The organism is Nitrospirota bacterium (assembly GCA_016180645.1).
Classification (GTDB): Bacteria; JACPQY01; JACPQY01; order JACPQY01; family JACPQY01; genus JACPAV01.
This window is the reverse complement of record JACPAV010000008.1, coordinates 15,269-41,217: the sequence shown is the minus strand read 5'-3', so window position 1 is coordinate 41,217 and position 25,949 is coordinate 15,269. Positions and strand designations below refer to the sequence as shown.

The following is a 25,949-nucleotide window of genomic DNA, read 5'->3' as shown; positions in this document are numbered from 1 at the left end:
CTCAGATTATCAGACGCTCTGCTCAGTGCAAAGTCGAGGGGGTGGCGGGGAGGGGCTGCGAAGAGGCGACGGACGGGCCGGGGACGTTGAACCGCGAAATCTCGGCCTCAAGCGTTTCGGCCAATCGAGCCAATTCATCGATTTTCTGGCGCATCGTGTCGATGTTTTCCAGGGAAAGAAGGGCAACCTCCTCCAATTTCTCAACGGCCAGTTCGATCAGGCCGTAGCGCTCCAGACCCTGGCTCTTCGAGGCGCCGAGCGCGCGAGAGAGATCGACGATCGTTTCAACTCCTTTGGCCACGGTATTGCCGGCCTCGGACTGTTCGGCAATCATGCGTGTGCCTCGATCGGCGATGTCGCGAAGCTCTTCACAGGAGCGGTTGATGGTCTCGGAGGTCTGGGCCTGCTCGCCGGTGGCGGTGGAGATGGACCGGGCCATGCGGTCGACCTGTTCGATGGTGATACGCACCCCGTCCGTGCTTTCCTTCTGAGCCTGGGTGAGCTTGCTGATCTCTTGGGCCATCTCGGCCCCGACGGCCAAGGCTTCCAGAATCTCCCGGAGAGACCGTTCAAGTTCTTCGGAAAGACCGATGCCGCGTTTGACGCGGTCTTCGCCCATTTCGACGGCCTTGCGCACCTGCACGCCCTTGTCCTGAACCGAGGAAACGGTGGACTCGATCACGCGGAGGGAATGGGTGGTGGACGTGGCCAGTTTCTTGATCTCGTCCGCCACCACCATAAAGCCCTTTCCATGCTCCCGGGCCTGGGCCGCGATAATGGCGGCGTTCAGCGAAAGAATATTGGTCCTGTCGGCCAGATCTTCAATGACCTGCACGACCTCCGTGATCTTCCGGAGCTCCGTGTCGAGAATCTGGGTGTGATCCTTGATCACGGTGAACGTTTGGAAGATTTCGTTGGAGCTGGACAGGGTGTTCTTGAGGATTTCGCTGCCCCGTTCCGCGGCCGCTTGCGCGTCACGCGAAAGTCGAGCGGTGTCCAGGGAGCGGCGGGATATCTCGTCCGTTTTAGCTGCGAGGGACTTCGTGGCCAGAGTGGACTCCTCGCTTACGTGTTTGAGCGTCTTGGCGCTTTGCGCCACTTCGGCGATGGAAGCCGCCATCTGCCGGATGCTGGTGACGGTCTGCGCGAGGAGATCGGAAAGGGTGGCGAAGTACTTCTTCATCTCGCGGACGGAGGTGGTCAATTCGTGGACCGAGGAACCGATGTGGGAGGCCGATTGCTCGATCGTTTCCGTCTGTCCTGCAATCGAGTGGAGAACCTGGGCCAGGCCGGTGGTTGCGGCGCGGGTGCTCTCGAACTCCTCTCGCTGGGCCGCGGAGCCGTCTTTCAGGGCGGCCGCGGACGATTGAAGATACTCGGAGGTGTCGCGGATGGCGCGGAGCGCGGCGTGGGTGTGGTCGAGGACCTGCGCGAGTCCGCCGAGCATCAGGTTGAGGTTTCGGGCGAGGGCGCCCACCTCGTCGCCTCGGTCGTCGCGCGCGAGCCGCCGAAAATCGCCTCGGCCGATTCCGGAGGCGATCTCGGCCATTTCGTTGATCGGGCGAACCAGCCGCGCGGCGAGGGGAAGGGAAACGGCGATCAGGAGCAGCGCCACGGCCCCCAGCGCGATCCCTGAGCGAGCCGCGATCCGACGGCTCCAGACGGAGAGAAAATTCTTGGTGATGCCGGAACGGATGAAGTAGATGGACTCGGCCGTGCTGCCGTCCTCATGGATCGTGACGGTGACGAGCTTGCTCCAGACATCGAATGCCTCGGCTTCTTCCCGGATCTGGAGCCGATCCGTCGGGAGGGCACGGACCGGATCCAGGGCGGCCGTCGGAGGTTTGGACTGAAGGTGCTGAAAGGCGAGGGTTCCGTCCGAGCGATAGATTTCCAGCCAGGCGAGGTCCGGGTCCGCCGTCAGTGGCGCGAGGGTTGCGCCCAGCACGTCTTCCCGCGTGGAGCGGACGACGGCGGAAGCGGTTCGATTCAGGGTTTCGGTTCGCGCCAGCCATGCCTCCCGCAACGGATCGCGGAGGACGATGTGAACCAGGACAAACGCTGCCGCGGCCGTGAGGACCACGCCGGCGGCGGCAAGGCCCACGATCCTCCATCGGAAGCCGCCTTGAGATTCGGGACCGGAGGGGTGGGCCGCCCCGCCATCCATCTGAGATTTGAGATTTGAGATTTGGGATTTCATGGCGGGTGGTGGGGCCATGGGCATCAGAATGCTTGGTTTCCTAGAGATCCGCAAGCAGCTTCTCGAGGTCGAGAATGGAGAGAAGGTGGGAATCCTCCAGCTTGCCCACCCCGATGATGTATTCCATGGCCTCCGGGCCGGCTACGGTGCCGGGGGGGTCCACCACACTGACGGGGAGGTGCATGACTTCCTTCACCGAATCCACGAGCAGGCCGATTAGGGATCCCTTGGCGGAAACGATGATGATGCGGCGGGTGCGGGTGTCCTCGGGCCGCTCGCCCTCCGCATCCGCCGTCGGGGACGGTTCGCGCGCTGCGCCACCGGAGACTCCGCGCTCGGTGTCCATCATGCCGAGTTTTCGGCGCAGGCTGATGACGGGCAGGATACGTCCGCGCAGGTTGATCAGGCCCTCCATGTAGGGCGGTGAATTGGGGACGGGACAAACTTCCTGGTGACGGATGATTTCCTGGATCTGCTTGATGTCAATCCCGAACAACTCGGCTCCGAGGCTGAAGGTGACCAGGTGGTGGAGGGGCGATGGGGCGGGCTTCGGCGAAGGCGGTTTTTGAACGTTCCCTTGTGCAGGGGGTGAGGGGACGGGCGTTGGCATGGGAAGAGGCATGGCGCCGGAAGGCGCCGGAAGGATCGACTGGTGCGGTCCCCCGCCGGGAGGGTTGGGCGGGGCGGGATCGAAAGCCCATAGGCTGTCGCGATCCAGGGCCTCGAGAGGATCACGGCCGAGCGGGGAGGGCGGTTCTTTGGATTCAGGCATGGCCGATTCTTCCGGCCAGAAGACGGCTTCCGATCCGGGTGAACGCCTGCGTCGTCAGGCTTTCGGGTGCGAATTGGAACAACGTTTGTCCGTAGCTCTGGGCCTGATCGACCGTGTCGTCGTGTGGAATCGCGTCCGCCGAGAGCCGCGAGCCGAAATAGCGCCCGAGCCGATCGACCACGGCGCGAGCGACGGGGGTGTCGCGGAACAGGGTTGGCACCACGAGGACGATGTCGAGTTTCTTTTGCGGAAAATGCGACTTGAGCTTCTGGATGGTTTTCAGGATTTCCGCGCATCCGTCCAAGGCGAGATAGGTGCACGAAACGGGAATCACGATTTCCTCCGCGGCCATGAGGATGTTGATGGTCAGCAGGCTCAGGGAGGGAGGCGAATCGATGAAAACGGCGTCGTAGGCTGCCGCCTCGCGGAGTGTGTGGCTGAGCTTGAGGTGGCGGTCGGGATGACGGAAGGCATTGAGGGCGAAATCGCTCATCGTCTTGTTGCAGGGGGCCAGGTCGAGTCCCGCGATCGCCGTGGTCCGAACCACGGGGCCCAGACCGATGCCGGCGCCCACCAGAGCGTCCAGCAGCGTGGCCGATAGTGCGTTCACGTCTTTCCCCAGCGCCTTGCCCGCATGCCCCTGCGGATCCATGTCGACGAGCAGCACCCGCCGTTTCTGAAGCGCAAAGAAGGCGGCACAATGCACGGCGAGAGTCGTCTTGCCGCTGCCGCCTTTCTCATTCATGAACGCGATGGTTCTCGTGGAAGACCCTCGATCTTACACGCGCTGGAGGTAGAGCTGTTCGTCGGGTGTCAGCAGCTCGTGAACGACGAGGAGAAATACGATGCGTTCGTCGAGCTTGCCCACGCCGAGAAGGGCTTTCTCGGGAAGATGGGTGAAATTTCGCGGAGGCGGCTCCACGTTGGCCGGATCGATGTCGACCACCTGGGAAACGGCGTGCGCGCGAAACGCGACGCGAGGACCCTGGACCGACGATCCGCCGAAGAGGGAGATGATGAACCGCTCCCTGACCTCGTCCGGATTCTCCCCTGGAAGACCCAGTTTTCGGGAGAGGTTCATGACCGGGATGATGTTGCCCCTGAGGTTGATGACCCCTTCGATATACTCCGGGGATTGGGGGAGAGGGGTGATGCCGATGGGGCGGATGATCTCCTGAATTTGGGCGATATCCATGCCGAACTCCAAATCGGCGATCCGGAAGATGACGAATTTCACCCCACCCCCTGCAACGCCGCACCCTGCGGTGCGGCCAGTTTCCTTCGGCCCCAAGGGCCGGTTGCAGGTGGTGGGGTCACCCTTTCCTCACACCTTCAATGCCGTCACCAGATTCATCAGCTCGACGGTCAGTTTCTTCAGCTCCTCCGCGGCCTGGGAAACCTCCGTGATCCCGCTGGCCGTCTCCTTTGAGAGTTTGGAGATGTCCGTGATGTTCGAAGAGATTTCCTCGGTGGCGGCGGACTGCTGTTCGGCGCTGGCGGCGATCTGGCCGATCATGTCGGCCACCTTCTCGACGCCCTGAAGGATGTTGCTGAGGGCCTCGCCGGCCTTCGTCGCAAACGTGCTTCCCTCGTCCACCTTCTCCACGCCGCGGCGCATGGCGTCGACGGCGCCGGAGGTCTCCATCTGAATCGTGCGGATGGTTTCGGCGATCTCCTTCGTGGCCCGTGTTGTGCGTTCGGCGAGTTTGCGCACCTCATCGGCAACGACGGCGAAGCCGCGGCCCTGTTCCCCGGCGCGGGCCGCCTCGATGGCCGCGTTGAGGGCGAGGAGGTTGGTCTGGTCCGCAATGTCGTCGATCACCTGGACCACCTTGCCGATCTGTTCGGATTTCTCGCCGAGCCGTCGAACGGTCTGGGCGCTTTCCTTTACGACGGCGGAAATCTCCTGCATGCGCGTGACGGTTTCCGAGACCACGTCGCTTCCGTGAACGGCCGTTTTCTTGGCTTCATCGGCGGCCAGCGCCGCGTCGTGGGCGTTCCGGGCGATTTCCAGGACGGTGGCGGACATCTCTTCCGCGCTGGTCGCCACCTGGCCGACCTTCGATGCGGACTCATCCGCTTTCTTGGCGATATCCTCGGTGACGGAGGAAACCTGTTTGGTGGAAGAGAAGACGAGCTCCGTGGACTGGAGGATTTTCCGGACCAGAACGACCAGGCGGTCCAGATGGGCATTGAACCAGTGGACGATGTCGCCGATCAGATCGGCGGATTCGAGGGCGAGCCGTTCGCGCAGGTTGGGTTCGCCCTCCGCGAAGGTGCGCAGCATGCCGACCATGTGGCCGAGCGGCCGGAGAACGATGAGGTTCATGAGCAGGAAACTGACGAGGGCCATCAAGAGTCCCATGAAGATCGAGCCGGCCACGAAGAAGGTCATGTTCACGGGGGTCATGGCGGGAATGAACAGGTAGGCGAACAGGGCAAGCAGGACGCCGCCGCCGAGTCCTGAGAGGATCAGGAAGAGGATGAGCCGGTCGAGAATGCTGCGTCCGGGCTTGAGGAGCAGTCCTCCATGGCGGCTCCGTGTGGGGGTGGGGTTTTCTGGGCTCATACCGTGTCCTCCTTCGTGCTGGGGGTTTGTTTCTTGGCTTCAATGTAGCTCATCAGGGCCTCCTGATCGTCCGGATCGATGTTGATGAAAAGGATACCGAGGTCGTAGAGCCGGCCCGGCTCGATTTCGTCCACGCGGACGACGCGTCCGAGGACCACCACCTGCTGAGCCTGCGCCGAATCGGGCTTGAAAAAGCCCGGCCGAAACCGGTGGATTCCCGACACGTTGAATTTCATCTTGATCAAGGTGCCGAGGGCCACGGGGGCGGGCGCGCGGAGCAGAACTCCGGTGGCGCTCACGTTTTGCGTCGTTCCTGCGACATTCGCTTCTTCTCCCCATTTCAGTTCCGCAAATTCGACATCGAATTGTCTGGGCAGGCGATGGAATTGTCTGTGGTCACTCACTGGGGGCGGGGGGGGCGGCCTCCGGTGGGAACCCTCTCCGAGGTCTCAGGCATTTTGCGCCATCTCCGGCGCGATCTGGTCGAGCCGGAGGACCTTGTCCACGACGCCGGCCTCCACGGCCGCGCGGGGCATTCCATAGACCACGCAGGAACTTTCGTCCTGCGCAACGGTATAGCCCCGCACGCGGCGAATGGCGCGGAGACCTTCCACGCCGTCATTTCCCATTCCGGTGAGCAACACGCCCATGCAGGTGGAGGGGTAAGCGTCCGCCATGGACAGCATCGCGGTGTTGATCGAGGGCTTGTAGGGCGCGTCCGCCGGCTCCTTGGACAATTGGATCAATCCGTCGGGGCCTCGTTTCTTGATGGTGAGGTGATAGTCTCCGGGGACGACGTAGGCGTGACCCTCCATCAACTTCTCGCCGGCGCGGGCTTCCAGGATTTGGATCTGGCTCATCTGAGCCAGTCGTTCGGCGAACATCTGGGTGAAGGGGGACGGCATGTGTTGAACGATCAGAATGGGCACGGGAAAATCCTTGGGCAGCCTGGGAATGATTTCCTGCACCGCTCGAGGCCCGCCCGTGGAGGCGCCGATGGTGATGACCTTGAATCGATGGGTGGTTTTCGGTGGAAGGACGACCATGCCCGGCGTCTCGGCCTTTTTCCGGGCGCCGAGGACCCGCGACCCGGCCACGCGCTTGATCTTCTCGATCAGGTCCTGCTTGAGCCGGAGGATGTTGAGCGTTTTGCCTTCAAGATTCTTGGGAATGAAATCCACCGCGCCGGACTCCAGCGCCTCCATGGTCTCCTTCGCGCCTTCGATGGTGAGCGAGCTGACCATGATGATCGGCACGGGAAATTCCTGCATGAGCTTCTTGACGGCTTGAAGCCCGGTCATGACCGGCATTTCGATGTCCATCGTGGCCACGTCCGGCTTGATCTGCTTGATCTTGTCCACTCCGTCGGCCCCGTTGGCCGCTTCGGCGACGACGGAGATCGTGCCGTCGGACTCGATCATGTCCTTCAGGGCCTTGCGGATGAAGATGGAGTCATCCACGACGACCACGCGAAGCTTCCGTCCGATGACGTCCATGGGATCCCTACGCCGCCCTTCTCCGCAAGGCTTCAAGGACGGCGATTGGAGATACCATGGGATCGCTACGCCGCTTTCTCGTGGAAGCCCACGGCGAGGTCGGAGAAGAGCTCGGGCAGATCCGCAACCAGGACGATCTGTCCGTCCCCCGTAATGCTTGCCCCTGCGATTCCTCGCACGTCCGTCATGACTTTGCCCACCGATTTGATGGTGATTTCCTCGCCGCCCAGGAGCTCGCCGACGGCGAGACCTACCCGTTTTTCCGCTATGCCGAGGACAATCACGTAGGCGCATTCTTCCAGAGAACGCGCGCCATGCAAGCCAAATTTTTCTCCGACGCTGGAGAGGGGAAGAATGTGGTTTCGCAGGTTGAGCACCCGGCGCCGGTTGACCAGTCGGATTTCCTCGGCGCGAAGCTTGGCGATCTCCAAGACGGAGGTCAGGGGGAGCGCAAACACCTGCCCGCACTCGCGCACGAGAAGGGTTTGGATGATCGCGATGGTGAGGGGCAGCCGGAGGGTGATGGTGGACCCTTTGTCTTCCTCCGTGTTGATCTCGATCGTGCCGTTCAGTTTGGATACGTTGTTTCTCACCACATCCATGCCCACGCCGCGGCCGGACACGTCGTCGACCTGCTTGGCCGTGCTGAAGCCGGGGAGGAAGATGAGATTCAAGATCTCGTCGCGGGTCATCCTCTCCAGGTCGTCCGTCGTGACTTTGCCGGTCTCCAGGGCCTTTTGCTTGATGCGCGCGATGTCCATCCCACGCCCGTCGTCCGAGATGGAGATTCCAATGCGGTTCCCCTCGTGGAACGCTCTCAACGTCACGCGGCCCTTCGGAGGTTTGGAGTTTCGGACGCGAACGTCGGGCTCCTCGATGCCGTGGTCGATGGAGTTGCGCACCAGGTGGATGAGGGGATCGCCGATCTCGTCGAGCACCGATTTGTCCAGCTCGGTCTCCTCGCCCTCGACGACGAACTCGATTTCTTTGCCGCGTTTCTTGGCGATATCTCGGACCATCCGGGGGAACTTGTTCAGGAGGCGGCGGACGGGCTGCATCCGCGTCTTCATGACGCCCATCTGGAGGTTGGTGGTGATGATGTTGAGATGGGAAACGGTCTCGACGAGCGATTCGTAGCGCTCGTCCTCGGCCAGGCGGGATTCCAAATCGCTTGAAAGTTTCATCAGCCGGTTGCGGCTGAGCACCAGTTCGCCCACGAGGTTCATGATCTCATCGAGTCGCTCGACGTCGATCCGAATGGTCGTTTCGACCTCTTTGGCCACCTCCGGTTTGTGCGCGGCTTGCTGGACCTTGATGGCTTCATGAATATCGTTCTGCGTCGCGAGGCCTCTCTTGACGAGGAGGTCGCCCAGGCGGGGCGGTTCCGGATGTCCGCGCTGTTCCTCCAGGACGTCATGAAGTTCCTTGTCCGTAATGATTCCAAGATCGATGAGGATTTCGCCGAGCATCTTCTTCTTCGCCTCGCGATCGGCGGGGAGGTGGGGGGTGGGCGCGGGAGCCATGGCCGCCTGATCCGCGACGGCCGACGGGGGGGGGGCCGAGGGTGGAGCGGTCGTCGCCGATTCGATCCGGGTGGACGGAGCGGGCGTCGATGGGGCGTCGGCCGCCGCCGGGGAGCTCGGCGGCGCGGCAGTGACGGAGGGCGCGGCGGCCGGCGCAGAGGGGACGGCGGTGGTTGGGGGGGGGGAGGCGTCGGAGGTTGAGCCGCCGGCGCCGCGGCCGGCTTGGACTGGGCCGCCGCGTCCAATTGTTGGATGAGGGCCTCCACTTCCACGGCGTCGGGGTTTCCTTCCTCAATGGTCTTCAGGCACGCCTTGGCCAGATCGAGGGCTTGGAAAACGACGTCGATGATTCCCGGTGTCATGCGCAGGTCTTTGTTGCGGGCCTTGCTCATGAGGCTTTCCGCGTGCTGGCAGAGATCTACCAATCGCTGGAAGCCGAGGAAGCTGGCTCCTCCCTTGACCGTGTGGAAGCCGCGGAAAATCCGGTTGATCAGCTCGGAGTCATCCGGGGTTTTCTCGAGTTCGACAAAATCCTGATCGAGAGCTCCGAGGAGATCGTTGGACTCGCGGATGAAGTCCGCGGCAATTTCTTTTAGGTCGTCGTCCACGAATGCGGGATCGTCATCCCCACGCGGGGGAGGGAGCGCCTACGAGGCGCCCGGGGGCTTGGCGCCGGCGGGTGCGGGCTTGGTGAAGACTTGACCGAGTCTCTCCAAGAGAGTTTTGGCCGTGAAAGGCTTGACGATGTAGTAGTTCACGCCGGCTTCGATAGCGTCCTTCACTTTTTCCATTTCGTTTTCAGCCGTCACCATTAGAACGGGAAGCGCTCGAAGTTGATCGTCGGCCCGGATGGCCTTCAGCATCTCCAACCCCGTCATGCGAGGCATGTTCCAGTCGGAAACCACAAGGTCGAAGGTCTGTGCCTTCAGCGTCTCCAAGGCATTGATGCCGTCCACGGCCTCGGAGACGTTCTCATAGCCGATCTGTTTGAGAAGGTTGCGGATGATCTTCCTCATGGGCTGGAAATCGTCTACAACCAAGATGCGGATTGTGATATCGGGTAACGCCATCGCGCAGGTTATTGTACAATACCCCCGCAACAGTTCAAGGGATTTCGGATGAAGCTCGGAATTCGCCTCTTGTCGGTGATGCTGCCGGTCTTGGCGGTCGGTGCCGGATGCCCGGAAAACGTCGGCACGGTATTCATCCAACTCGCGCAGCCTCCGGCCCAGTATGCCCGCCCGCTGGCCGGAGTGCGGCAGCTTACGGTGCGAGTGGAGCGGGACGGCCGAGTGGTGAAGGAACGGACCTTCAGCAGACTGGATGAGTACGAATTGGGCAACGTGGGCCCGATCTCCAACGCCTACATCGTTCTGGAGGGGGAAACGGTGGCGGGCGAAACCCGGAGAGGCAAGGCGGGGCCGATCGATCTCGGGGCTGCAAGGGGGGATACCTCCATGGTGGTGACGCTGTTTCTGGGGGATGTGGAGGGCTTTTCGCCGTTTGCCGAGATCAGCTCGGCGCGCGCCCATCATGCCACGGCCGTCCTTCCGAGCGGGGACTTGCTCGTGACGGGGGGGGAGATCGCGGAGTCCTTGGGGGGTGGCACGGCGAAGCGCTCGGTGGGTTTGTATGAATTGCTGGATGCGCATTCGCTTGAACTTGTTGCGCTCCAGCCGCGGTTTGGATTCTCGCCCAACGCGCGCTCTCAACACACGGCCACCGTGAATCAGGACAGTCGAGTGGTCCTCATCGGCGGTGCGAACAAACAGCCTTCTCAGGCGAATGCCGAAGACGGCGAGTTGCGCGACGACGTTGAGATTTTCGATCCCCGGCAGACGTTGGCGCGACTGGGGCAGGGGCCCAAGCTGACGTTTGGGCGTCGACAACACACCGCGACGCTTCTGGGCGACGGAACGATCTTGGTGGCCGGCGGATTCGGGGGTGAGGGGAGGGCGCGATTGCCCGGCAAGGTCATGCCGTTCCCGAATGAGAAGACGGGTGAAATGTCGGCCGGAGCCGAACTGATCGATGTGGACGCGATGTCCGATACGGCTCTGCGCGAGGGAGCCATGGTCTGCCCGCGTGCCGGCCACACGGCCACGTACATTCCTGGGATGGATGTGGTCGTTCTGGCGGGCGGGGTGACGAGTGATGGCGGACCGGCCGACTGTGTCGAGATCTACTATCCCGATCGGCGCCGCTTTGAGGCGGCTGCCATGATTCCGTCGGACGGACAGAGCACTTGGGTGGGGCGTTCCGGGATGGCGGCCGTATACCTGCCGTCCATCGAACGTCTGGCCCTGATCGGCGGCTTCAGGCGGGAGCTGGACGAAGCCGGGAAAGATACCGGGAAGGTGGCCTCGGTCAACTACCTCGATCTCGTCGCGTTTGACCCTGCGTCGAGGGGAATCTCGGGATTTGAACGAATCCTCATTCCGCAGCGCATCGGAGATCGGGATGTCAAGGCCGCGGCCCGAGGGGGGATGAAGGTCGTGGAGCTCAGGGATGGGCGGATCCTGTTGGCCGGCGGCACGGGATACGACCTGGGATTCAAGGGCGAGGTCCGACTGTTGGATTGGATGTATTTCACGCCGGAAACCCGCGAAGTCTCTTTCTCGTTCAATGTCCTTTCCCAGGCCAGGAGAATCGGTCACACCGTAGACATCCTTCCCAACGGGGAGGTGGTTCTCATCGGGGGTGAGGTCGACGAGTTGAGCCCTTCACGCCTGGTTGAATGGTACACGCCGAAGGAGTAGGAGAGGGCGAATGGAAAATCCGCTGGATCTCTATCGCCTGGATGATCTGGGTACGCCGGAAGAGCGATCGGTTCGGGATGCCGTTCGCGAATTCGTGAAGCGGGATTTCATGCCGATCGTTCGGGACCATCATCGTGCAGGCACTTTTCCCATGTCGGTCGCACCCCAGATGGCGGAGTTGGGGATTTTCGGCGCGCACTTGAAAGGATATGGCTGCCCGGGCTTCGGTCCGCTGGCCTACGGTCTCATGATGCAGGAGCTGGAGCGGGGTGACTCGGGACTGCGGAGCTTCGTCTCGGTGCAGAGCTCACTGTGCATGACGGCCATCCACCAGTTCGGTTCCGAGGAACAGAAGACGGCCTGGCTTCCCCGTCTGGCGCGTGCGGAGAAATTCGCGTGCTTCGGCCTCACCGAGCCGGATTTCGGGTCGAACCCCGCCGGGATGAGGACGACGGCAAGAAAGACCTCCGGGGGTTTTCTCCTGAATGGGGCGAAGATGTGGATCACGAACGGCACGCTGGCCGACGTGGCCGTCGTGTGGGCCAAGATAGACAAGTCACAAGAGAGCATCCGGGGATTTCTCGTGGACAGAGGGACGCCGGGCTTCACGGCGCGCGACATGCACGGGAAGTTCTCGATGCGGGCGTCCGTGACATCGGAATTGGCGCTGGATGACGTCCGCGTGCCGGAGGAGGCGATCTTGCCGAAGTCCGAGGGACTGAAGTCGGCGCTGAGTTGCTTGAACCAGGCCCGCTATGGAATCGCCTGGGGCGCCATCGGGGCCGCCAAGGCCTGTTTCGAGGAGGCCCTCGGTTATGCCAAGACCCGTATTCAATTCTCGAAGCCAATCGCGGGGCACCAGCTCATTCAGGAAAAACTCGTCTGGATGGCCAACGAGATCACGAAGGCCGAGCTCCTCCTGAGACGCCTGGCCCAATTGCGAGCGGATGGGGTTTCCCGGCCCGTGCATGTGTCGCTGGCCAAGATGAACAACGTGAATATCGCGCTGGACGTGGCCCGCATGGCGCGGGACATCCTCGGAGCGAACGGTATCCTCGACGAGTACCAAACCATCAGGCATCTGATGAACCTCGAAACGGTGAAAACGTACGAGGGGACGCACAACATCCACACGTTGATCGTCGGTCAGGAGCTCACCGGCATTCCGGCGTTCGAGTGAAGCGGCCGCCTCTTGACGATTCACGATTCACAATTCACGATCCATGTTCGGTCGGAGAGGTGCGTGACCAGCCAGGACGGTGCGGTCGCGCACCATCGAGGCCAGGATGGCCTCGCGCCGTCAGGCGCACATTTGGAGAGGTGCGTGAGCGGTTGAAACGGCTCGCCTCGAAAGCGAGTGTGCCCTCGTGGTACCGTGGGTTCGAATCCCACCCTCTCCGATTGACAAGTCCGCGAAGTCAAGCGGAGAGATCTTCAGGGAGCACTGGATGTGCGACCTCCACAGGGATGCTGGGAAACGGCAGGATTGCCGTTTCAGGATCCCACCCTCTCCGCTTCTCCGACGGATCCCTGGGAGAGATCGATGGTGCTGATAGATGCCAAACCGCACTAGGTTAGACCGATGACGGATCGACCTCTCATTGCCCAACATCGGGAATGCGACGGGAAGGCGCTCGTGCTGACCTTGAACAACCCGCCTCGCAATCCCCTGTCCGAGGCCGTGATGGACGCGCTGGACACGTCCCTCAGGAAGGCTCGGGAGGACAAGGGGATCCGATGTGTCGTGCTGGCCAGCTCGGGGATGGAGTATTTCAGCGTCGGGGCCAACATCAAGGAATGGCCGCAAATTGCCGCGGAAGGCCGCACCTTGGAGATGATTCGGAACCGCCACGCCCTGATCGAATCGATGTTCCATTTCCCCAAGCCGATCGTGGCCGCCTTGAACGGAACCGCGATCGGGGGATCCGCCGAATTGGCCGTGGCCTGTCACTTCCGAATCATGGCATCCACGGCCTCGCTGTGGTGGAAGGAAATGGACCTGGGATTGTTTCCGGCGTGGGGTGGAACTTCCATTCTGCCTCGACTGGTGGGGCGGCCCCGCGCCCTCGATGCGCTGGTAAGGGCCAGGCCGATAGCGGCTGCGGAGGCGCTGGAGTGGGGCCTTGCCACGGCCATATTCGAGGCGGCTGAGTTCAAGGCCAAGACCATGGAATTCGCCGAGCATCTTGCGTCTTTGCCTCCACGGGCGGTCCGCTCGGTGTTGAAAGTCGTGTCGGACGGTGTCCTGCTTCCACTGGCAAATTCGACGGCCATGGAGCGCGAGGAGGTCGAACGGCTTTACGCGTCGAAAGATGTCGTCGAAGGGGTCTCGGCTTTCATCCAGAAGCGGAAGGCTGTTTTTACGGGGGAGTGACCGGCCGGCTACCGGTCGATTTCTTTCTCGAAATCGAAGTCGCGAGCGGCGCCTTGCTGCGCAAGGAAGCGTTCCGCAAAGCCGGGGTAGGCCCGCTGGAATTCAGCGAACATTTCGTCCAAGGGCACGTCCGCGTACGAACCGCGGTACCGCACGTATTCCATGAACTTCTTGCCCTCCTTGTCGAAGGCGTGGAAGAGGGAGTCATGTGCGCCGTCGAAGTCGAGTGCCTTCACGCCGAACTTCTCGCAAAGAGCGAGATTGAACGTGGGCGTGGCCTTGACCCAGCGGTCGGCAAGAAACAGTTCGGTGAAGCCGTGAAAGATGAAGAGGTCCGAGCCGAGGCGGTCCAGAAGTTTCTTTGTGGCCAGGTGATTCCGCACATCGGCGAACCCGAGCCGGGCCGGAATGCCGACGACACGGGCGGCGGCGGCGAGGAGGACGGCCTTGGGGACGCAGAAGGACGCCCCGGCCTCGAGCACGGTGCTGGCTTTGAAACACTCGGGGTTGGGCCGAAGCGAGTAGGGGTCGTAGCGGATGGAATCGCGGACGGCGTAGAAAAGTTTCACCGCCCTCTCGGAAACGGATTGGATTCCGGCGACGGTGTCCATGGCGAATGCGCGGACTTGCGGGTGATCCGTGTCGATGTAAAACGTACCGCTGAGGTACGCGTCGAGATTTACAGCGGGGGTCATGGAGCGATCATATACCCGGAAAAGCAGAATGTCCCCATTTGTCACGGGTAGCCGCGGCCTTCAGGCCGCGCTCATTCTCGCAGGCTGAAGCCTGCGCCTACGGCAGAAAAACTCAAGCCGAGCAGGGCGGCGCCGAAGGCCCCCATGAGCTGCGGCTCATCCGGGAGCTGGACCGGCTGTTCGAGAGTGTCGCCGAGCATTACACGAAAGGCGTCGTTTCGGGCGACTCCCCCTGAAAGCATGAGTGGAGGCCGAATCCCGACCGCGCGAACCATGGCGCTCACGCGGCTGACGAGAGAACGGTGAAGCCCTTTGAGAATCGGTCCAATTTCCACGTTGTGGGCCAGGAGAGAGATGATCTCCGACTCCGCGAACACGGTGCACGTGCTGGTGATGGCTTCTTCGCGAGGCGCCCCCAAGGCACGTGGGCCGATTTCCTCGAGGTTCACGCCGAGTCTTGCGGCCGTGTGTTCCAAGAATCGCCCCGTTCCGGCCGCGCACTTGTCGTTCATCGTAAAATCGATGACGCGCCCCTGCGGACCGATGACGATGACCTTGCTGTCCTGTCCACCGACGTCCACCAGGGTGCCCTCGTGCTTGAGCAATTCAAAGACCCCGCGCGCGTGGCACGTGATTTCAGTGACCTGGCGCGACGCCCGGCGGACGAGTTTCCGGCCGTAGCCGGTGGCGACGACGGGAATGGAGGCGACTTCGAAGTGGAGGGAGGCCGCCATGGCATCGAGAAGATCGGACGTCTGATCCTCGATCCGTGGGAGAGCCGTTTCCAGCCGGGACCCGACGATGGCGCCCGTGGAATCCACCGCCACGAGTTTGCAGGTAGTGGATCCGGAATCGATTCCGACCGCGGCGATGCCGGCCGAGATCAGTGCAGCATCTCCGCGAAAGCTTCGATGCGGCCGAGCGCCTGTTCCTCGGAGAAAGCGCGGGGATCATTGTGGTCGGCTTCGAGGAGAACGGCCGCAAGACCGAGATCCTTGGTGAGGCGGTCGCGCTGGTCGATCTGGCCCAGGGAATAGGGTTTGCAGGACCGGTCGGAGTGAAGGATCACCCCGTGGAGGTCGAAATCCTTGACCATCCGTTTCATCGAGCGGAGTTTGTCCCCCGTCGACCGATTGAGAATCGGATGGAGATAGACGCGGGCCGCCGTGTCCAGAGGTTTTTCCACGTCCATCATGGGCGCGAGTTCACCCCAGGCATAGGTGTAGTCGGAGGCCACGAGGTTGATGCCCTGCTTGCCGAGCGTCTTGGAGAGCCATCCCATTCGATACCAGATGGGGAGGTTGTCCCAAAGGACCCGATATTTTTCGCCTTTGACGGCGGGAATGCCGGCGGCGATCCGCTCGTCGATTTCCTCAAGCAGGCTCCGATAAAATTCGACCGTCTCGGCCTCTCCGCGCAGATCGACGATGGGCCCCATGTTCGTGAATCCGTCGAACGCCGTGATGGGAGAGGGCTTCTGGCGGCCCCGGTTGAGAATCTCCAGCCACAACTCGGCGGCATCCTTGCTGTACCGGGCCACCTCTTTGAGGCGGGCCATCGAGAGGGATTTCCCCGCCACGCGCTCGGCCACGGGGATCATCTCCTCGATCTGGCGCTTCACGAATTCGATCTGGTGGGGCTGGGCGGGTTCGTAGAGAAAAGGAGTGTCGATGAGGACGAGGGGAACCTTCATCCGAGAGGCCAGTACCCGGTACCACAGATGCACGGTCTGACAGATGTTGTTGCAGCAGAGGAGGAGGTCCGGTCTCGGCAGCCGGCCGACAATGGTTTTGCCGGAAAGCAGGGTGCCGAGATCGGTCCGGGCATAGGAGCAGAGGTCGCGTGAGTACCCTGCGTTTTCGGCCTCCGTGCAAATCTCCTCCGCTTTCTTCCGGGCGCCGCACAACGCGGCGTGGTTTTCGGGATAGATGAGGACGAATCCGAGCGCCTGGAGAATTTCCACGGGCGCTCCCGAAGTGACCCAGGCGACTTTCCGAACGCCGTTTGCGTATCGCGCCTGGAGGTAGTGTCTGGACATCATCTCTTTCATGCGTGCGGTGCGTACGAGCGGCGGGGCCAGGAGCTGTTGGGGTTTCTGTTTCAGGGCCTTGAGTTTGCGCTCATCCTGATGCCGTTGATACGCGAGGAATGGTTTTCCCACGAGTTGATAGTTGAACACGTAGGAGGCGACCGAGATCAGGCTCAGGCCGCCACTTTTCCGAGGTTCGATATTTGAGATCTGAGACGGGGGAGGGGGTGGTGGGTTCATCGGAGCATCTCCACGAAGGCTTCCATTCGAGTCAGGGCCTGGCCGGAAAGGGTGGCGCCCAACTCGTGCTCCACATACAAGAAGGGAAACCCGGCGGACGTGAGGGCGTCGCGCACCTGCGGGAGATCGAACAGCTCCGGTTCGCAGAATTTGACGTCGTACACCAGCACGCCGCGGGCGCCGCTTTCGCGAACGCGGGCGAGCAGGTATTCGATGCGGTCCGGGATCGGGGCTCCGGAAATGGGATCGGGTGGGACGCCCATGAGCGTCGCGGCCATCAGGTCGTACGGATCCTGGGGTCCGTTATGAGGAGTGCGGTAGAGGCGCCGGCTTCCACAGGCGAGGTCATCCGATACCACCTCGGCGCCCATTTCATTCAGCCTGTCGAAGAGGTCCATCGGTTCCGGAACAATGCCGCTGAGGAGGAGTTTGACTCTGGAGGGGACGGGATCTCCATCCTGGGGGTTCGCGGGCAGAGATCGGAAGAATTCCACAAACTGGCCGGGTGGAAGGTACTCGCGCGATCGGAGGGCTTGGTAAAACGTGCGATCGCTCACCGGATAGCGACGACGATGGAGACAGGCGTCGGAAAAAACCTCGTCAGCGGCCGACTCGATGGCGATGGCCTCGCAGAGTTCGGTGTCCGAGGGCGAACGGCCGGAGATTTCCCCCAGGACCGTAGCGAGACGACGGAGTTCCTTGGAAAGATACTGAAGGTCGGCCTCGCGCCGTCCCTTCGGGAGGTAGACGGTGAGGACGGGAGAGGGCAGTCCCGCGAAATCACGAAGGACCGATCCCATGCCCTGGAGGGCATCGCAGTTGTGGGGGATGAGGACAAGATCGATCATGCCCGGTCCCTGGCCGATGAGGAAGGACGCCGCCTGGCGAACGAGCGCGCAGGTATAGGCCTGAAAATGTTGATTGCCGGCTGAGGAATCGACGCCGGGCGGCCCCCACACTTCGATCGGGTGGATTCCGTGGGCGCGCAGGAGAGCTCTCGGGTAGTGATACGGCATCACGGCGGCGATTTTCTGATTCCGATTTCGGGCCTCCGCCATGACGGCGCTGCGACTTGGCGGTCTTGGTGAGTCTTCTGACCGTTCGGGCATCGAATTGCCACTGTGCCAGAGATTCAGCGGGGAACATTGACCGGAATCAGATTGTGACGAAGGAGGTGTGTCCGAAAGAGAAATCTCTGTTTGCTTGTCACCCCGGCCCCGTATGAAGCTACGGGGTGAACTCCGGCCGGGGTCCAGGCCTCATGGCCACTCTGGATTCCGGCCTTCGCCGGAATGACGGAACTCCAATCCTGGTAGCCGCAGCCTTCAGGCTGCGTTCCGGACGCGGGCTGAAGCCCGCGCCTACCGAGTAAATATTACGTACTATTAATAATATGTTACAATACATGCCTGGGCATCTGTCCTACCTTGACACGCGCAGTCCACAAGCCTAGAATCGTTCAAGACAGTCATCTTGGCCAAACCAACAGGCCAAGGGGGTTAGATGAGGCAAGGGGCTAAATGAGAGATTCAAACATGGGCAACGGGGGTCTGTCCACACGTGATGGAAAAGAATCCCTTATAGGAACTCGCCACGCGGCACAACTCCTTGGCGTCGGATTGTCTACAGTTCAGCGATGGATCGATTCCGGCGATATCCCCGCCCACAGAACCTTGGGTGGGCATCGGCGAATCCAGATGCGGGACTTGGTTGAAATGGCCCACGCGAAAGGATTGCCGCTGCTGGGTGAGATCCCGGTTTCCAGTCGGACGGTGCTGGTGATCGACGACGAGCCGGATGTGCTTGAAACGCTCGCCGTTCGGATCCGGGGCATGCGTCCGGACCTGAAGGTGCTTGCGGCCGACAGCGGCTTCAAGGCCGGAGTTCTTGTCCGCTCGACGGCACCGGCGCTGATTCTCCTGGATATCCGGATGCCCGGAATGGACGGCATCGAGGTGTGCAGGATGCTGCGGGCCGATCCGGCGACCGCATCCTCGCGGGTGGTGGGCCTCACGGCCTATCGCGAGCGGCGGGACGTGGAGGCGCTCAAATCGGCGGGCGCCATGGATGTTTTTTTCAAGCCGTTCGAACCCGAGGCGCTGGGGGAGCTTCTCGATCGAGTGCTCCCTCGCCATGCCATCGAGGCGGCGGCAGGTGGCACGGGGGATTTGTCGGAGTCGAAGGAAGGTTTCGGAGGGCGGAGCAAAGGAGGTCCGAATGTATAGCCCCGCGGTCCGAGTTCTTCTCGTGGAGGACAACGAGGACGACGCGCTCATAGTCCGGGAGGCATTCCAGGCCACTCGCCTGGCGCACCTTCTCGACGTCGTGCGCGACGGAGAAGAAACGATGTCCTATCTCCGGCGCGATGGCCGGTTCCGGGGAGCGCCTCGTCCCAATCTCCTTCTGCTGGATATCAACATGCCGAAAATGGACGGCTTCGAAGTTCTCCGGGAACTCAAGGCCGACCCGGACCTCAGGTCCATCCCCGTTTTAATCCTGACGTCCAGTGATCGCGAGGAGGACGTGGTCCGCTCCTACTCCGAAGGGGCGAGCACGTTTATCACCAAGCCGTATCGATACAAGAACTTCGTGCGGGTCATGAAACAGGTGGCCCTCTATTGGGGACTCGCGGCCGCGGTGCCTGCCGAGGCCCACGCGAAGCAAAATTGAGGAGCGCGAACGTGGACCAGAAGACCGTCCGGATTCTCCTGATCGAAGACAGCGAGGCGGATGCGCGTTGGATCCGGGATACGTTCGCCTCCCAATATGCCGATCGTTCCACGGGCACGCCTCCGTTCGAGTGGGCCTGGGCCGAATCGCTCATGAAGGGGATCCGGCGCGCCGCGGAGGGAGGAATCGACGTCATTCTGCTCGACCTCACGCTGCCCGACAGCCAGGGCCTTCCGACATTTCTGAAACTGCGTTCCGTGGTACCGCATGTCCCGATCATCGTGCTGACGGGAGTGCAGGACGACCAACTGGCGGTGCAGGCCGTCCACGAAGGCGCGCAGGACTACCTCGTCAAGACCGATTTGACTCCGGGACTCCTCCAAAGGGCGGTCCGCTATGCGGCGGAACGGCAGTCTGCCTTGGAAGCGCTCCGCGAGAGCGAACAACGGTTCCGCAGCATCATCGAGACGTGCCCGGACGCCATCGTCATGACCGACCTTGAGCCGAAGATCATTCTCTCCAACCGTCAGGCCGCCGTGAATGGCGGATTCGACCGACCCGAGGCATTACTGGGGAAGAACGCCTTCGACCTGATCGCGCCCGAAGACCACCTGTCGGCCCGCGAGGGCATGATGGTGACGCTCCAGACGGGAGTCGTCCGCAATCGCGAATACACCCTGCTCCGTCAGGACGGATCCCGGTACTCCGCCGAATTGGACGCTTCGCTCGTTCGAGATGAACGAGGCGACCCCAAGGCATTCACGGCGATCATTCGGGACATCACCGCGCGCAAGCATCTGGAGGACGCCCGCCAGAAATACGAATTCATCGTCAACACCAGCGAGACCTTCATGACCCTGGTGGACCGAAGCTACACGTATGAAGCGGTGAACGACGCGTATTGCTTTGCCCACGGCAGGCGGCGCGAGGAGATTGTGGGGCGGACGGCGGAGGACGTGTGGGGCAGGGAGCTTTTTGAAACGACGCTGAAGCCGAAGTTCGACACCTGCTTTGCGGGGAATGAAGTGACCTATGAGGCGTCTTTCCCGTTCCCGGCGCTGGGCATCCGGAGTTTCGACGTGTCCTATCACCCCTATTTCGATGGGCGGGGAAACGTGAGCCACGCCGTGGTTATCTGTCATGACATCACGGAGCGGATGCAGATCGAGCAGGCCCTGGCCAAGGCGCATCTGAAACTCAAGGCCGCTCATGACGAACTGGAGGAGCGGGTGGAGGAGCGGACAAACGAACTCTCGCAGGTGAACCGCGATCTCGAGACGCTCCTGTATGTGATTTCTCACGACCTCAAGGAACCGCTCCGGGCGATCGAGAACTTTTCGAGACTCGTCCGCGATCGGTACGGTTCGGAGGTGGATGAGAAAGGAAAGGATTTCTTGAATCGGGTGGTCCGGGGCGCGGGCCGGATGAGCGAGCTGCTCAACGATATCCTTGTGCTGTCGAGGGTCCGCCGGATGGAAGCATCGATGGAGGAAGTGGACGCCCGGCTCGTGGTTTCGGAAGCCATCAGCCGGCTGGATATGCGGATCCGGCAGACGAAGGCCCGCGTCCGTATTGCCGACGATTTGCCGCGGCTGCGCGTGGAAAAAGCCTGGGCCGTCGAGGCGCTCTACAACCTGGTCGAGAACGCCCTGAAGTTCACGGTCAGCGGGGTGTCTCCGGACATCGAAGTGGCGGGTTACGCGGGCACGAACGGCGGCGCCGGGTCCATAGGAGTCGTGGTCCGCGACCGCGGCCCCGGAGTGCCGGCTGAGCAGATGGACCGCATCTTTCAACTCTTTCAACGGGGCGTGGGCCGGGAAATCGACGGCACCGGCGCGGGTCTGGCCATCGTGCGCGAGATCGCCCGGCGCCATGGAGGTTCGGCCTGGGTGCAACCCCGGGCTGGAGGCGGTTCGGAGTTCGTGGTCACATTTGCATCAAATGGAGGTGATTAGTGCGGAATGAAGGGCTTCACGTGTTGCTGGCGGAAGACAACGAAGACGATGTCGTCTGCCTCAAAGAGATGTTGGCGGACAGCCGGCTGACGGTGTCCCTGCACATCGCGCGGGACGGTCTGGAGGCCCTGCGATTTCTCATGAAGCATGGCAAGTACAAGGAAGCGCCGACGCCCGACCTCGTGCTTCTCGATCTCGGACTCCCGAAAGTCACGGGATTTGAGGTGCTCCAGTACATGCGGAAAGACCCGGAATTGAGCCGCTTGCCGAAGCTGGTCCTGACCGGTTTGTCGGACTCTCGCTGGGTGGAGCAGGGGATCGAGATGGGGGCCGATGCTTATCTCATGAAACCGCTCAGCCCGGCCGTGCTCCGCGAGGCTCTGCGTTTGCATCTGAGGGATGGCGCCGCCCTGAAGGCGGCCGGCACGGGCGAGGAGACCGGGGGTGAGATTCTCATCGTTGAGGACAACGACGACGATGTCCTTCTGTTTCGCGAAGCCCTCGCGGGGGCACGATGGGAGGCGTCCTGCCGGTTCATCAAGGATGGGGATGAAGCGATGAGTTATCTCTTGAAGGAAGGCGTCTACGCGCAGGCAAGGCGCCCGTCGTTGGTCGTGCTGGACCTCCATCTACCCCGTCGGGATGGGCTGGACGTTCTGCATCGCATCAAGACCAATCCGCGACTCTGGGATCTCCCGGTGGTTATTTTCAGCACCAGCGATCGGGAGGAGGACATCCGGCAATCGTATGAGCGGGGGGCGTGCCTGTACGTGACGAAACCCGCGCGCTTCGAAGAGTTCCAATCGACCGTCCGGAAGCTCTCGTTCTGGCTTCCCTTCATGGCGGGCCAGACGGTGATGGGGGGAGCGTGATGCCTGCCGCGCGGTCCTGGATTCTGTACGTGGAAGACAACGAGGATGATGTCCGTCTCGCGCGGGAGTTCCTCCCGGTGGCCCAATATCCGGTGGCGTGGGCTCCAGATGCCCAAGCGGCGCGGGAACGGTTGGCGGCGGAACGGTTCGACCTGATTCTGCTGGATCACGGCCTGCCGGATTCGAACAGTCTTCGGCTCCTGGATGATCTGAGAAGGGACCATCCCGCCACGCCGGTCATCATCCTGACGGGGCGCGAAGACGAGGTCCTCGAAGTGTCCGTGCTCAAGAAGGGGGCCGAACGATATCTGCTGAAGGACCGCATGAGGGAGGAACTTCTGGCCGTAGTGACGGACACGTTGGGCGCGCGGCAGGACGCGCCGCGGACGGACCGGCGAAAGGGGATCCAGGCGAGATATGTCGGAGAGGCGAGTCAACGGGTCCATGCCGCTCTTCTGGCCACGATGAACGAAGGGTGCGTGCTCGTGGATGTATTCGGGATCGTCACTTTCGCCAACGAGGCCGCGGGGAGGATGCTGGGCGTCTCCACGGGCGATCTGCTGGGCCGGAACGTGGCCGATCTGTTTGATGCGCCGACGGGAAAGCGGGTTCAGGCCTTCCGCCAGGAGGTGGCGGATTCCCCGTTGGCAGGGCCGGTGAATTTCGAGGGACGGCTTAGGAATCCCGTGGGGAACGGGGCGAGAGGGCGGTCCGTTCTGGTCTCCGGCAGCGCCGTCCACACCGAGCTGGGAAAGTACGAAGCGTGCCTGCTGGTGGTGACGGATATCAGCGAGCTGGTGGAGGTGAGAATGGCCCTCCAACTCCGCCTCGGTGAAATGGAACGCCTGCAAAAGTTTTTCCTCGAACGGGAGAACGCGATCATCATGCTCAAATCGCGCATCGCCGAATACGAGCGTCGGCTCGGGGTGCAGACTCCCGGTTTGTCCGATGAAACCCGGCGGGAGCTGGAACGCCGATTGGCAAAGTTGAGGCCGAGCACATGACGGCGGGCATCGCGGTGGAGAAGCGGGATCGCGCCATGGTCGTCACGCCGGCGACCGATACGGATCTCATGGCCGGAACCGAAGTGCGCGCCCAGCTCCACGCGGCGGTCAAGGAATCGAAATTCATCATCCTGGATCTCTCCGCCCTCAGGAGCATCGACTGGGACGTGGTCGGGCTGCTCCTGGAGCTGAAGAAGGCGCACCGTTCGCAATGGGGAACGCACGTTCATCATTTCAAACTCGTGGCGGGACCGGGCCACCTGCGGAAGCTGATCGCGGCCATGCAGATGGACCACATCCTGCCGGCGCACGCCTCGGTGGACGAGGCGTTGGCCACGCTGCCCCGGCGGCGGGCGCTCCACGTGGAGCCGGATGCGGATCTTGCGTCCCTGGTGGAAATCCTCCTCGAATCAAACGGGTTCGAAGTCATGAAGATCAGGCGCCCGGAGGAGCTTCCGGATCCGGAGGGGGAACGTTTCGATGTGGTTCTCACGGAAACGGTGTTTGAGGGACGGACGGACCCGGGGTGGGTCGGGAAACTCTGCCTGGATTTCGGATGTCCCGTGGGGGTCCTGACGGGATCTCCCGGCGTCAACCCCGGTGGCGCGGATTTCGTGCTGGAGAAACCGGTTCATCTGAAACGTTTGATGGATCGGATCCATCTGGCCTTGGAACGCCCCCTGCGCCACTTCTACGAGAAGGTCTTCGACGAATTGCCTTCGGCGATGCTCCTGGCCTCCGCATCAGAGGGGCGGATCACGTGCAATCGGGCGTGGATATCCTTCTTTGCCGTTCCGAACTCCGGAAGCTCCATCGGGGATCTCCCCTCGGCTTTCCCATCGGATTTCCCGGCCATGCCGAGGATTCGTGAGCGGATTGCCTTTGTGGCGAAAGCCGGGGGAACGGAAGACATGGAAATCCATTGGCCGGGCAACTCGGGGCTGCATCCGCCGCTGCACATCACGATCAGCGGCGTCGGGTTTCTCGAGGGCGAGTCTCAGGCCATGGTGTTGGCGAAGCCGCAGGCGCCGGGCAACGGCGCCGAATCCTGGGCGATGCGGCTCAAAGATGCGGAGGATGTGCGGCATGTCCTCCTGTCCCTGATCGAGGACCTGGATGGGGCTCGAGCGAACCTGAGGTCGGCCAACGATCGGCTCCAGGAAGTGGACCGGCTCAAGGATGAGTTTGTATCCACCGTTTCGCACGAACTCCGGACGCCGATGACGGCCATCAAGGGATCTACGGAGAACCTTCTCGATGGGTTCCTGGGTCCGGTGAGCGAGGAGCAGAAGAGCGCGCTCAAGGTCGCCCTGCGGAACTCCAAGCGGCTGGCCCGGTTGATTGACAATCTTCTGGACCTTTCCAAGATGGATGCGGGCCGGATGGAATTCCGCCGGCGGAGGACGGATCTGCGGGATTCCGTGCGACTGGCCGTGGAAGACCTGCAATCGCTCGTCGGAAAGTCGGGGATGGCGCTGGATTTGCGCCTGCCCGATGCCTCGGTCGTATCGGAAATCGATCCGGACCGCATGGCGCAGGTCGTGTCGAATCTCGTGGACAACGCGATTCGATTCGCCCGAAGTCGCGTCACGGTACGGCTGGAGAGTGTGGGGCAGGAGGCGCACTTGGCCGTGGAGGACGATGGGCCGGGCATCCCGATGGATGCGATGGACCGCATTTTCGACCGCTTCGGCGTGGTGAAGGGAGCGGGAGAAAAAGCCCACACGGGTTTGGGGCTGTCCATCGTCCGGGCGATCGTGGAGGCCCAAGGGGGAAAGGTGTGGGCTGAGAACTTGTCGGATGAGATCGGAGGGGCGAGGTTTGCGCTGGTCCTGCCTCTCGTGGGGTCCGATCCCCGGGTCGAAGCGGTTGCGGCAGGGGAGGCACGAACGTGAAAAACGTTCAGTCCGGGAAGGTCCTCGTGGTGGACGATGATCCGGACGTCCTCCAGACGGTGGTGACACGCCTCAAGGGGTCGGGCTGGATGGTGGGGGAGGCAAGAGACGGCCGATCGGCGCTTGAACAAATTCGAAACGGCAAGTTCGACGTCATTGTGCTGGACGTCATGCTGCCCGATGTGGATGGGTACACGGTGCTTCGGCAGATCCTGGCGACTCCCGACCATCCGAGGGTGATCTTTCTCTCCGCTTTGTCGTCCACGGAGAACCGGCTCAAGGGACTGGGGAGCGGGGCGGTGGACTACGTCAGCAAGCCGTTCGATCCGAGGGAGCTCGCGGCAAGGGTGATGGCGGCGGCGCGGGAGAAAGCGGAACTGGACGAAGTGCGGCGCGCCTCTGAAATGGATCCGCTCACGGGATTGTGGAATCGAGGGGCATTTGGGCGAACGCTGACCCTGGAGGTGGCACGCTCCAGGCGGTACCGGCGGCCGCTGGCGCTCGCCTATGTGGATGCGGACGGCATGAAGCAGATCAACGATACGTTTGGGCACGTCACGGGGGATCGATACATCCAGGCCGTGGCGAAGGCCGTGAAGGCGACGTGCAGGAGAGCCGATTTTCCCTCGCGCATCGGAGGAGACGAGTTTGCCGTCATTCTCGTGGAAACGCGGAGGCCCGGAGCCGACCAATACGCGCAGCGATTCAGATGGATGATCGGGCGGGACCGCTCCGTTCGGTCGCCGGAGGGCCAGTGGATCCCCGTGTCCGCCTCCATCGGCACGGCGGTCTTCTGGGTGGACGCGTACGACCAGGAGTCCCTCTGCCGGGCGGCCGATGCGGCCATGTACAGAGTGAAGAAGGCGGCGTAAGATGGAGTAGACCGTTCGAAAGGG

24 protein-coding genes and 1 tRNA gene are annotated in these 25,949 nt (G+C 62.2%); 11 read left to right on the top strand and 14 right to left on the bottom strand.

Annotation, left to right across the window (positions count from 1 at the left end; genetic code table 11):
- Positions 1 to 22: 22 nt before the first annotated feature.
- The 10 genes from HYT87_06860 to HYT87_06815 all read right to left on the bottom strand — a co-directional run bounded on the left by HYT87_06860 (position 23) and on the right by HYT87_06815 (position 9,609).
- Complete coding sequence (locus HYT87_06860; GenBank protein ID MBI2059477.1) at positions 23 to 2,200, bottom strand: HAMP domain-containing protein; 2,178 nt, start codon at positions 2,198 to 2,200, stop codon at positions 23 to 25.
- Positions 2,201 to 2,240: 40 nt separating this feature from the next.
- Positions 2,241 to 2,810, bottom strand: a complete 570-nt coding sequence (locus HYT87_06855) for a chemotaxis protein CheW (protein ID MBI2059476.1) — start codon at positions 2,808 to 2,810, stop codon at positions 2,241 to 2,243.
- A 154-nt stretch (positions 2,811 to 2,964) separates the two neighbouring features.
- Complete coding sequence (locus HYT87_06850) at positions 2,965 to 3,717, bottom strand: ParA family protein (GenBank protein ID MBI2059475.1); 753 nt, start codon at positions 3,715 to 3,717, stop codon at positions 2,965 to 2,967.
- 33 nt (positions 3,718 to 3,750) lie between these two features.
- The gene (locus HYT87_06845) at positions 3,751 to 4,209 is read right to left on the bottom strand and encodes a purine-binding chemotaxis protein CheW (GenBank protein ID MBI2059474.1); all 459 of its coding nucleotides are present in this window, start codon (positions 4,207 to 4,209) and stop codon (positions 3,751 to 3,753) included.
- Between the two features lie 87 nt (positions 4,210 to 4,296).
- The gene (locus HYT87_06840) at positions 4,297 to 5,541 is read right to left on the bottom strand and encodes a methyl-accepting chemotaxis protein (GenBank protein ID MBI2059473.1); all 1,245 of its coding nucleotides are present in this window, start codon (positions 5,539 to 5,541) and stop codon (positions 4,297 to 4,299) included.
- A complete protein-coding gene (locus tag HYT87_06835; protein ID MBI2059472.1) occupies positions 5,538 to 5,945 on the bottom strand; it encodes a PilZ domain-containing protein in 408 nt (135 codons plus the stop codon). Before HYT87_06835 ends, HYT87_06840 begins: the two co-directional genes overlap by 4 nt.
- 45 nt (positions 5,946 to 5,990) lie before the next feature.
- Positions 5,991 to 7,037, bottom strand: a complete 1,047-nt coding sequence (locus HYT87_06830) for a chemotaxis response regulator protein-glutamate methylesterase (GenBank protein MBI2059471.1) — start codon at positions 7,035 to 7,037, stop codon at positions 5,991 to 5,993.
- 65 nt (positions 7,038 to 7,102) lie between these two features.
- Positions 7,103 to 8,320 (bottom strand): chemotaxis protein CheA, encoded by a 1,218-nt coding sequence (locus HYT87_06825; GenBank protein MBI2059470.1) that lies wholly within the window; start codon positions 8,318 to 8,320, stop codon positions 7,103 to 7,105.
- Positions 8,260 to 9,168, bottom strand: a complete 909-nt coding sequence (locus HYT87_06820; GenBank protein ID MBI2059469.1) for an Hpt domain-containing protein — start codon at positions 9,166 to 9,168, stop codon at positions 8,260 to 8,262. Before HYT87_06820 ends, HYT87_06825 begins: the two co-directional genes overlap by 61 nt.
- Positions 9,169 to 9,207: 39 nt before the next feature.
- The gene (locus HYT87_06815; GenBank protein MBI2059468.1) at positions 9,208 to 9,609 is read right to left on the bottom strand and encodes a response regulator; all 402 of its coding nucleotides are present in this window, start codon (positions 9,607 to 9,609) and stop codon (positions 9,208 to 9,210) included.
- 69 nt (positions 9,610 to 9,678) lie between these two features.
- Between HYT87_06815 and HYT87_06810 the strand changes: the two genes are divergently transcribed.
- The 4 genes from HYT87_06810 (at position 9,679) to HYT87_06795 (ending at position 13,693) form a co-directional block, all read left to right on the top strand.
- Positions 9,679 to 11,319: a hypothetical protein gene (locus HYT87_06810; protein ID MBI2059467.1), complete on the top strand. Its 1,641-nt coding sequence runs from the start codon at positions 9,679 to 9,681 to the stop codon at positions 11,317 to 11,319.
- Between the two features lie 10 nt (positions 11,320 to 11,329).
- Positions 11,330 to 12,499 (top strand): acyl-CoA dehydrogenase family protein, encoded by a 1,170-nt coding sequence (locus HYT87_06805; GenBank protein ID MBI2059466.1) that lies wholly within the window; start codon positions 11,330 to 11,332, stop codon positions 12,497 to 12,499.
- Between the two features lie 134 nt (positions 12,500 to 12,633).
- Positions 12,634 to 12,719, top strand: a tRNA-Ser gene (locus HYT87_06800).
- Between the two features lie 182 nt (positions 12,720 to 12,901).
- On the top strand, positions 12,902 to 13,693 hold the full coding sequence (locus HYT87_06795; protein MBI2059465.1) for an enoyl-CoA hydratase/isomerase family protein: 792 nt from the start codon (positions 12,902 to 12,904) through the stop codon (positions 13,691 to 13,693).
- Positions 13,694 to 13,701: 8 nt separating this feature from the next.
- Here HYT87_06795 and HYT87_06790 read toward each other — a convergent pair whose 3' ends face one another.
- The 4 genes from HYT87_06790 to HYT87_06775 form a co-directional block, all read right to left on the bottom strand.
- Complete coding sequence (locus HYT87_06790) at positions 13,702 to 14,388, bottom strand: transglutaminase family protein (protein MBI2059464.1); 687 nt, start codon at positions 14,386 to 14,388, stop codon at positions 13,702 to 13,704.
- A gap of 71 nt (positions 14,389 to 14,459) precedes the next feature.
- Positions 14,460 to 15,215 carry a 2-hydroxyglutaryl-CoA dehydratase gene (locus HYT87_06785; GenBank protein ID MBI2059463.1) on the bottom strand — a complete coding sequence of 252 codons (756 nt, stop codon included), beginning with the start codon at positions 15,213 to 15,215 and terminating at the stop codon, positions 14,460 to 14,462.
- Between the two features lie 56 nt (positions 15,216 to 15,271).
- Positions 15,272 to 16,657, bottom strand: coding sequence for a 2-hydroxyacyl-CoA dehydratase (locus tag HYT87_06780; GenBank protein MBI2059462.1), 1,386 nt, complete (start codon positions 16,655 to 16,657; stop codon positions 15,272 to 15,274).
- Positions 16,654 to 17,715: a 2-hydroxyacyl-CoA dehydratase gene (locus HYT87_06775; GenBank protein MBI2059461.1), complete on the bottom strand. Its 1,062-nt coding sequence runs from the start codon at positions 17,713 to 17,715 to the stop codon at positions 16,654 to 16,656. The genes HYT87_06780 and HYT87_06775 overlap by 4 nt, the downstream gene beginning before the upstream one ends.
- A 561-nt stretch (positions 17,716 to 18,276) precedes the next feature.
- On the opposite strand from HYT87_06775, the gene HYT87_06770 reads away from it, so the two are divergent.
- The 7 genes from HYT87_06770 to HYT87_06740 are packed head-to-tail and all read left to right on the top strand — an operon-like array spanning position 18,277 to position 25,925.
- A complete protein-coding gene (locus HYT87_06770; GenBank protein ID MBI2059460.1) occupies positions 18,277 to 18,882 on the top strand; it encodes a response regulator in 606 nt (201 codons plus the stop codon).
- Positions 18,875 to 19,327, top strand: a complete 453-nt coding sequence (locus HYT87_06765) for a response regulator (GenBank protein MBI2059459.1) — start codon at positions 18,875 to 18,877, stop codon at positions 19,325 to 19,327. Before HYT87_06770 ends, HYT87_06765 begins: the two co-directional genes overlap by 8 nt.
- Before the next feature lie 11 nt (positions 19,328 to 19,338).
- On the top strand, positions 19,339 to 21,282 hold the full coding sequence (locus tag HYT87_06760) for a PAS domain S-box protein (GenBank protein MBI2059458.1): 1,944 nt from the start codon (positions 19,339 to 19,341) through the stop codon (positions 21,280 to 21,282).
- Complete coding sequence (locus tag HYT87_06755) at positions 21,282 to 22,154, top strand: response regulator (GenBank protein MBI2059457.1); 873 nt, start codon at positions 21,282 to 21,284, stop codon at positions 22,152 to 22,154. The genes HYT87_06760 and HYT87_06755 overlap by 1 nt, the downstream gene beginning before the upstream one ends.
- Positions 22,154 to 23,158, top strand: a complete 1,005-nt coding sequence (locus tag HYT87_06750; protein ID MBI2059456.1) for a response regulator — start codon at positions 22,154 to 22,156, stop codon at positions 23,156 to 23,158. The genes HYT87_06755 and HYT87_06750 overlap by 1 nt, the downstream gene beginning before the upstream one ends.
- Entirely contained in the window at positions 23,155 to 25,053 is a 1,899-nt protein-coding gene (locus HYT87_06745; GenBank protein MBI2059455.1) for a hypothetical protein, read from the top strand. The genes HYT87_06750 and HYT87_06745 overlap by 4 nt, the downstream gene beginning before the upstream one ends.
- Entirely contained in the window at positions 25,050 to 25,925 is an 876-nt protein-coding gene (locus HYT87_06740) for a diguanylate cyclase (GenBank protein MBI2059454.1), read from the top strand. Before HYT87_06745 ends, HYT87_06740 begins: the two co-directional genes overlap by 4 nt.
- Positions 25,926 to 25,949: the final 24 nt, after the last annotated feature.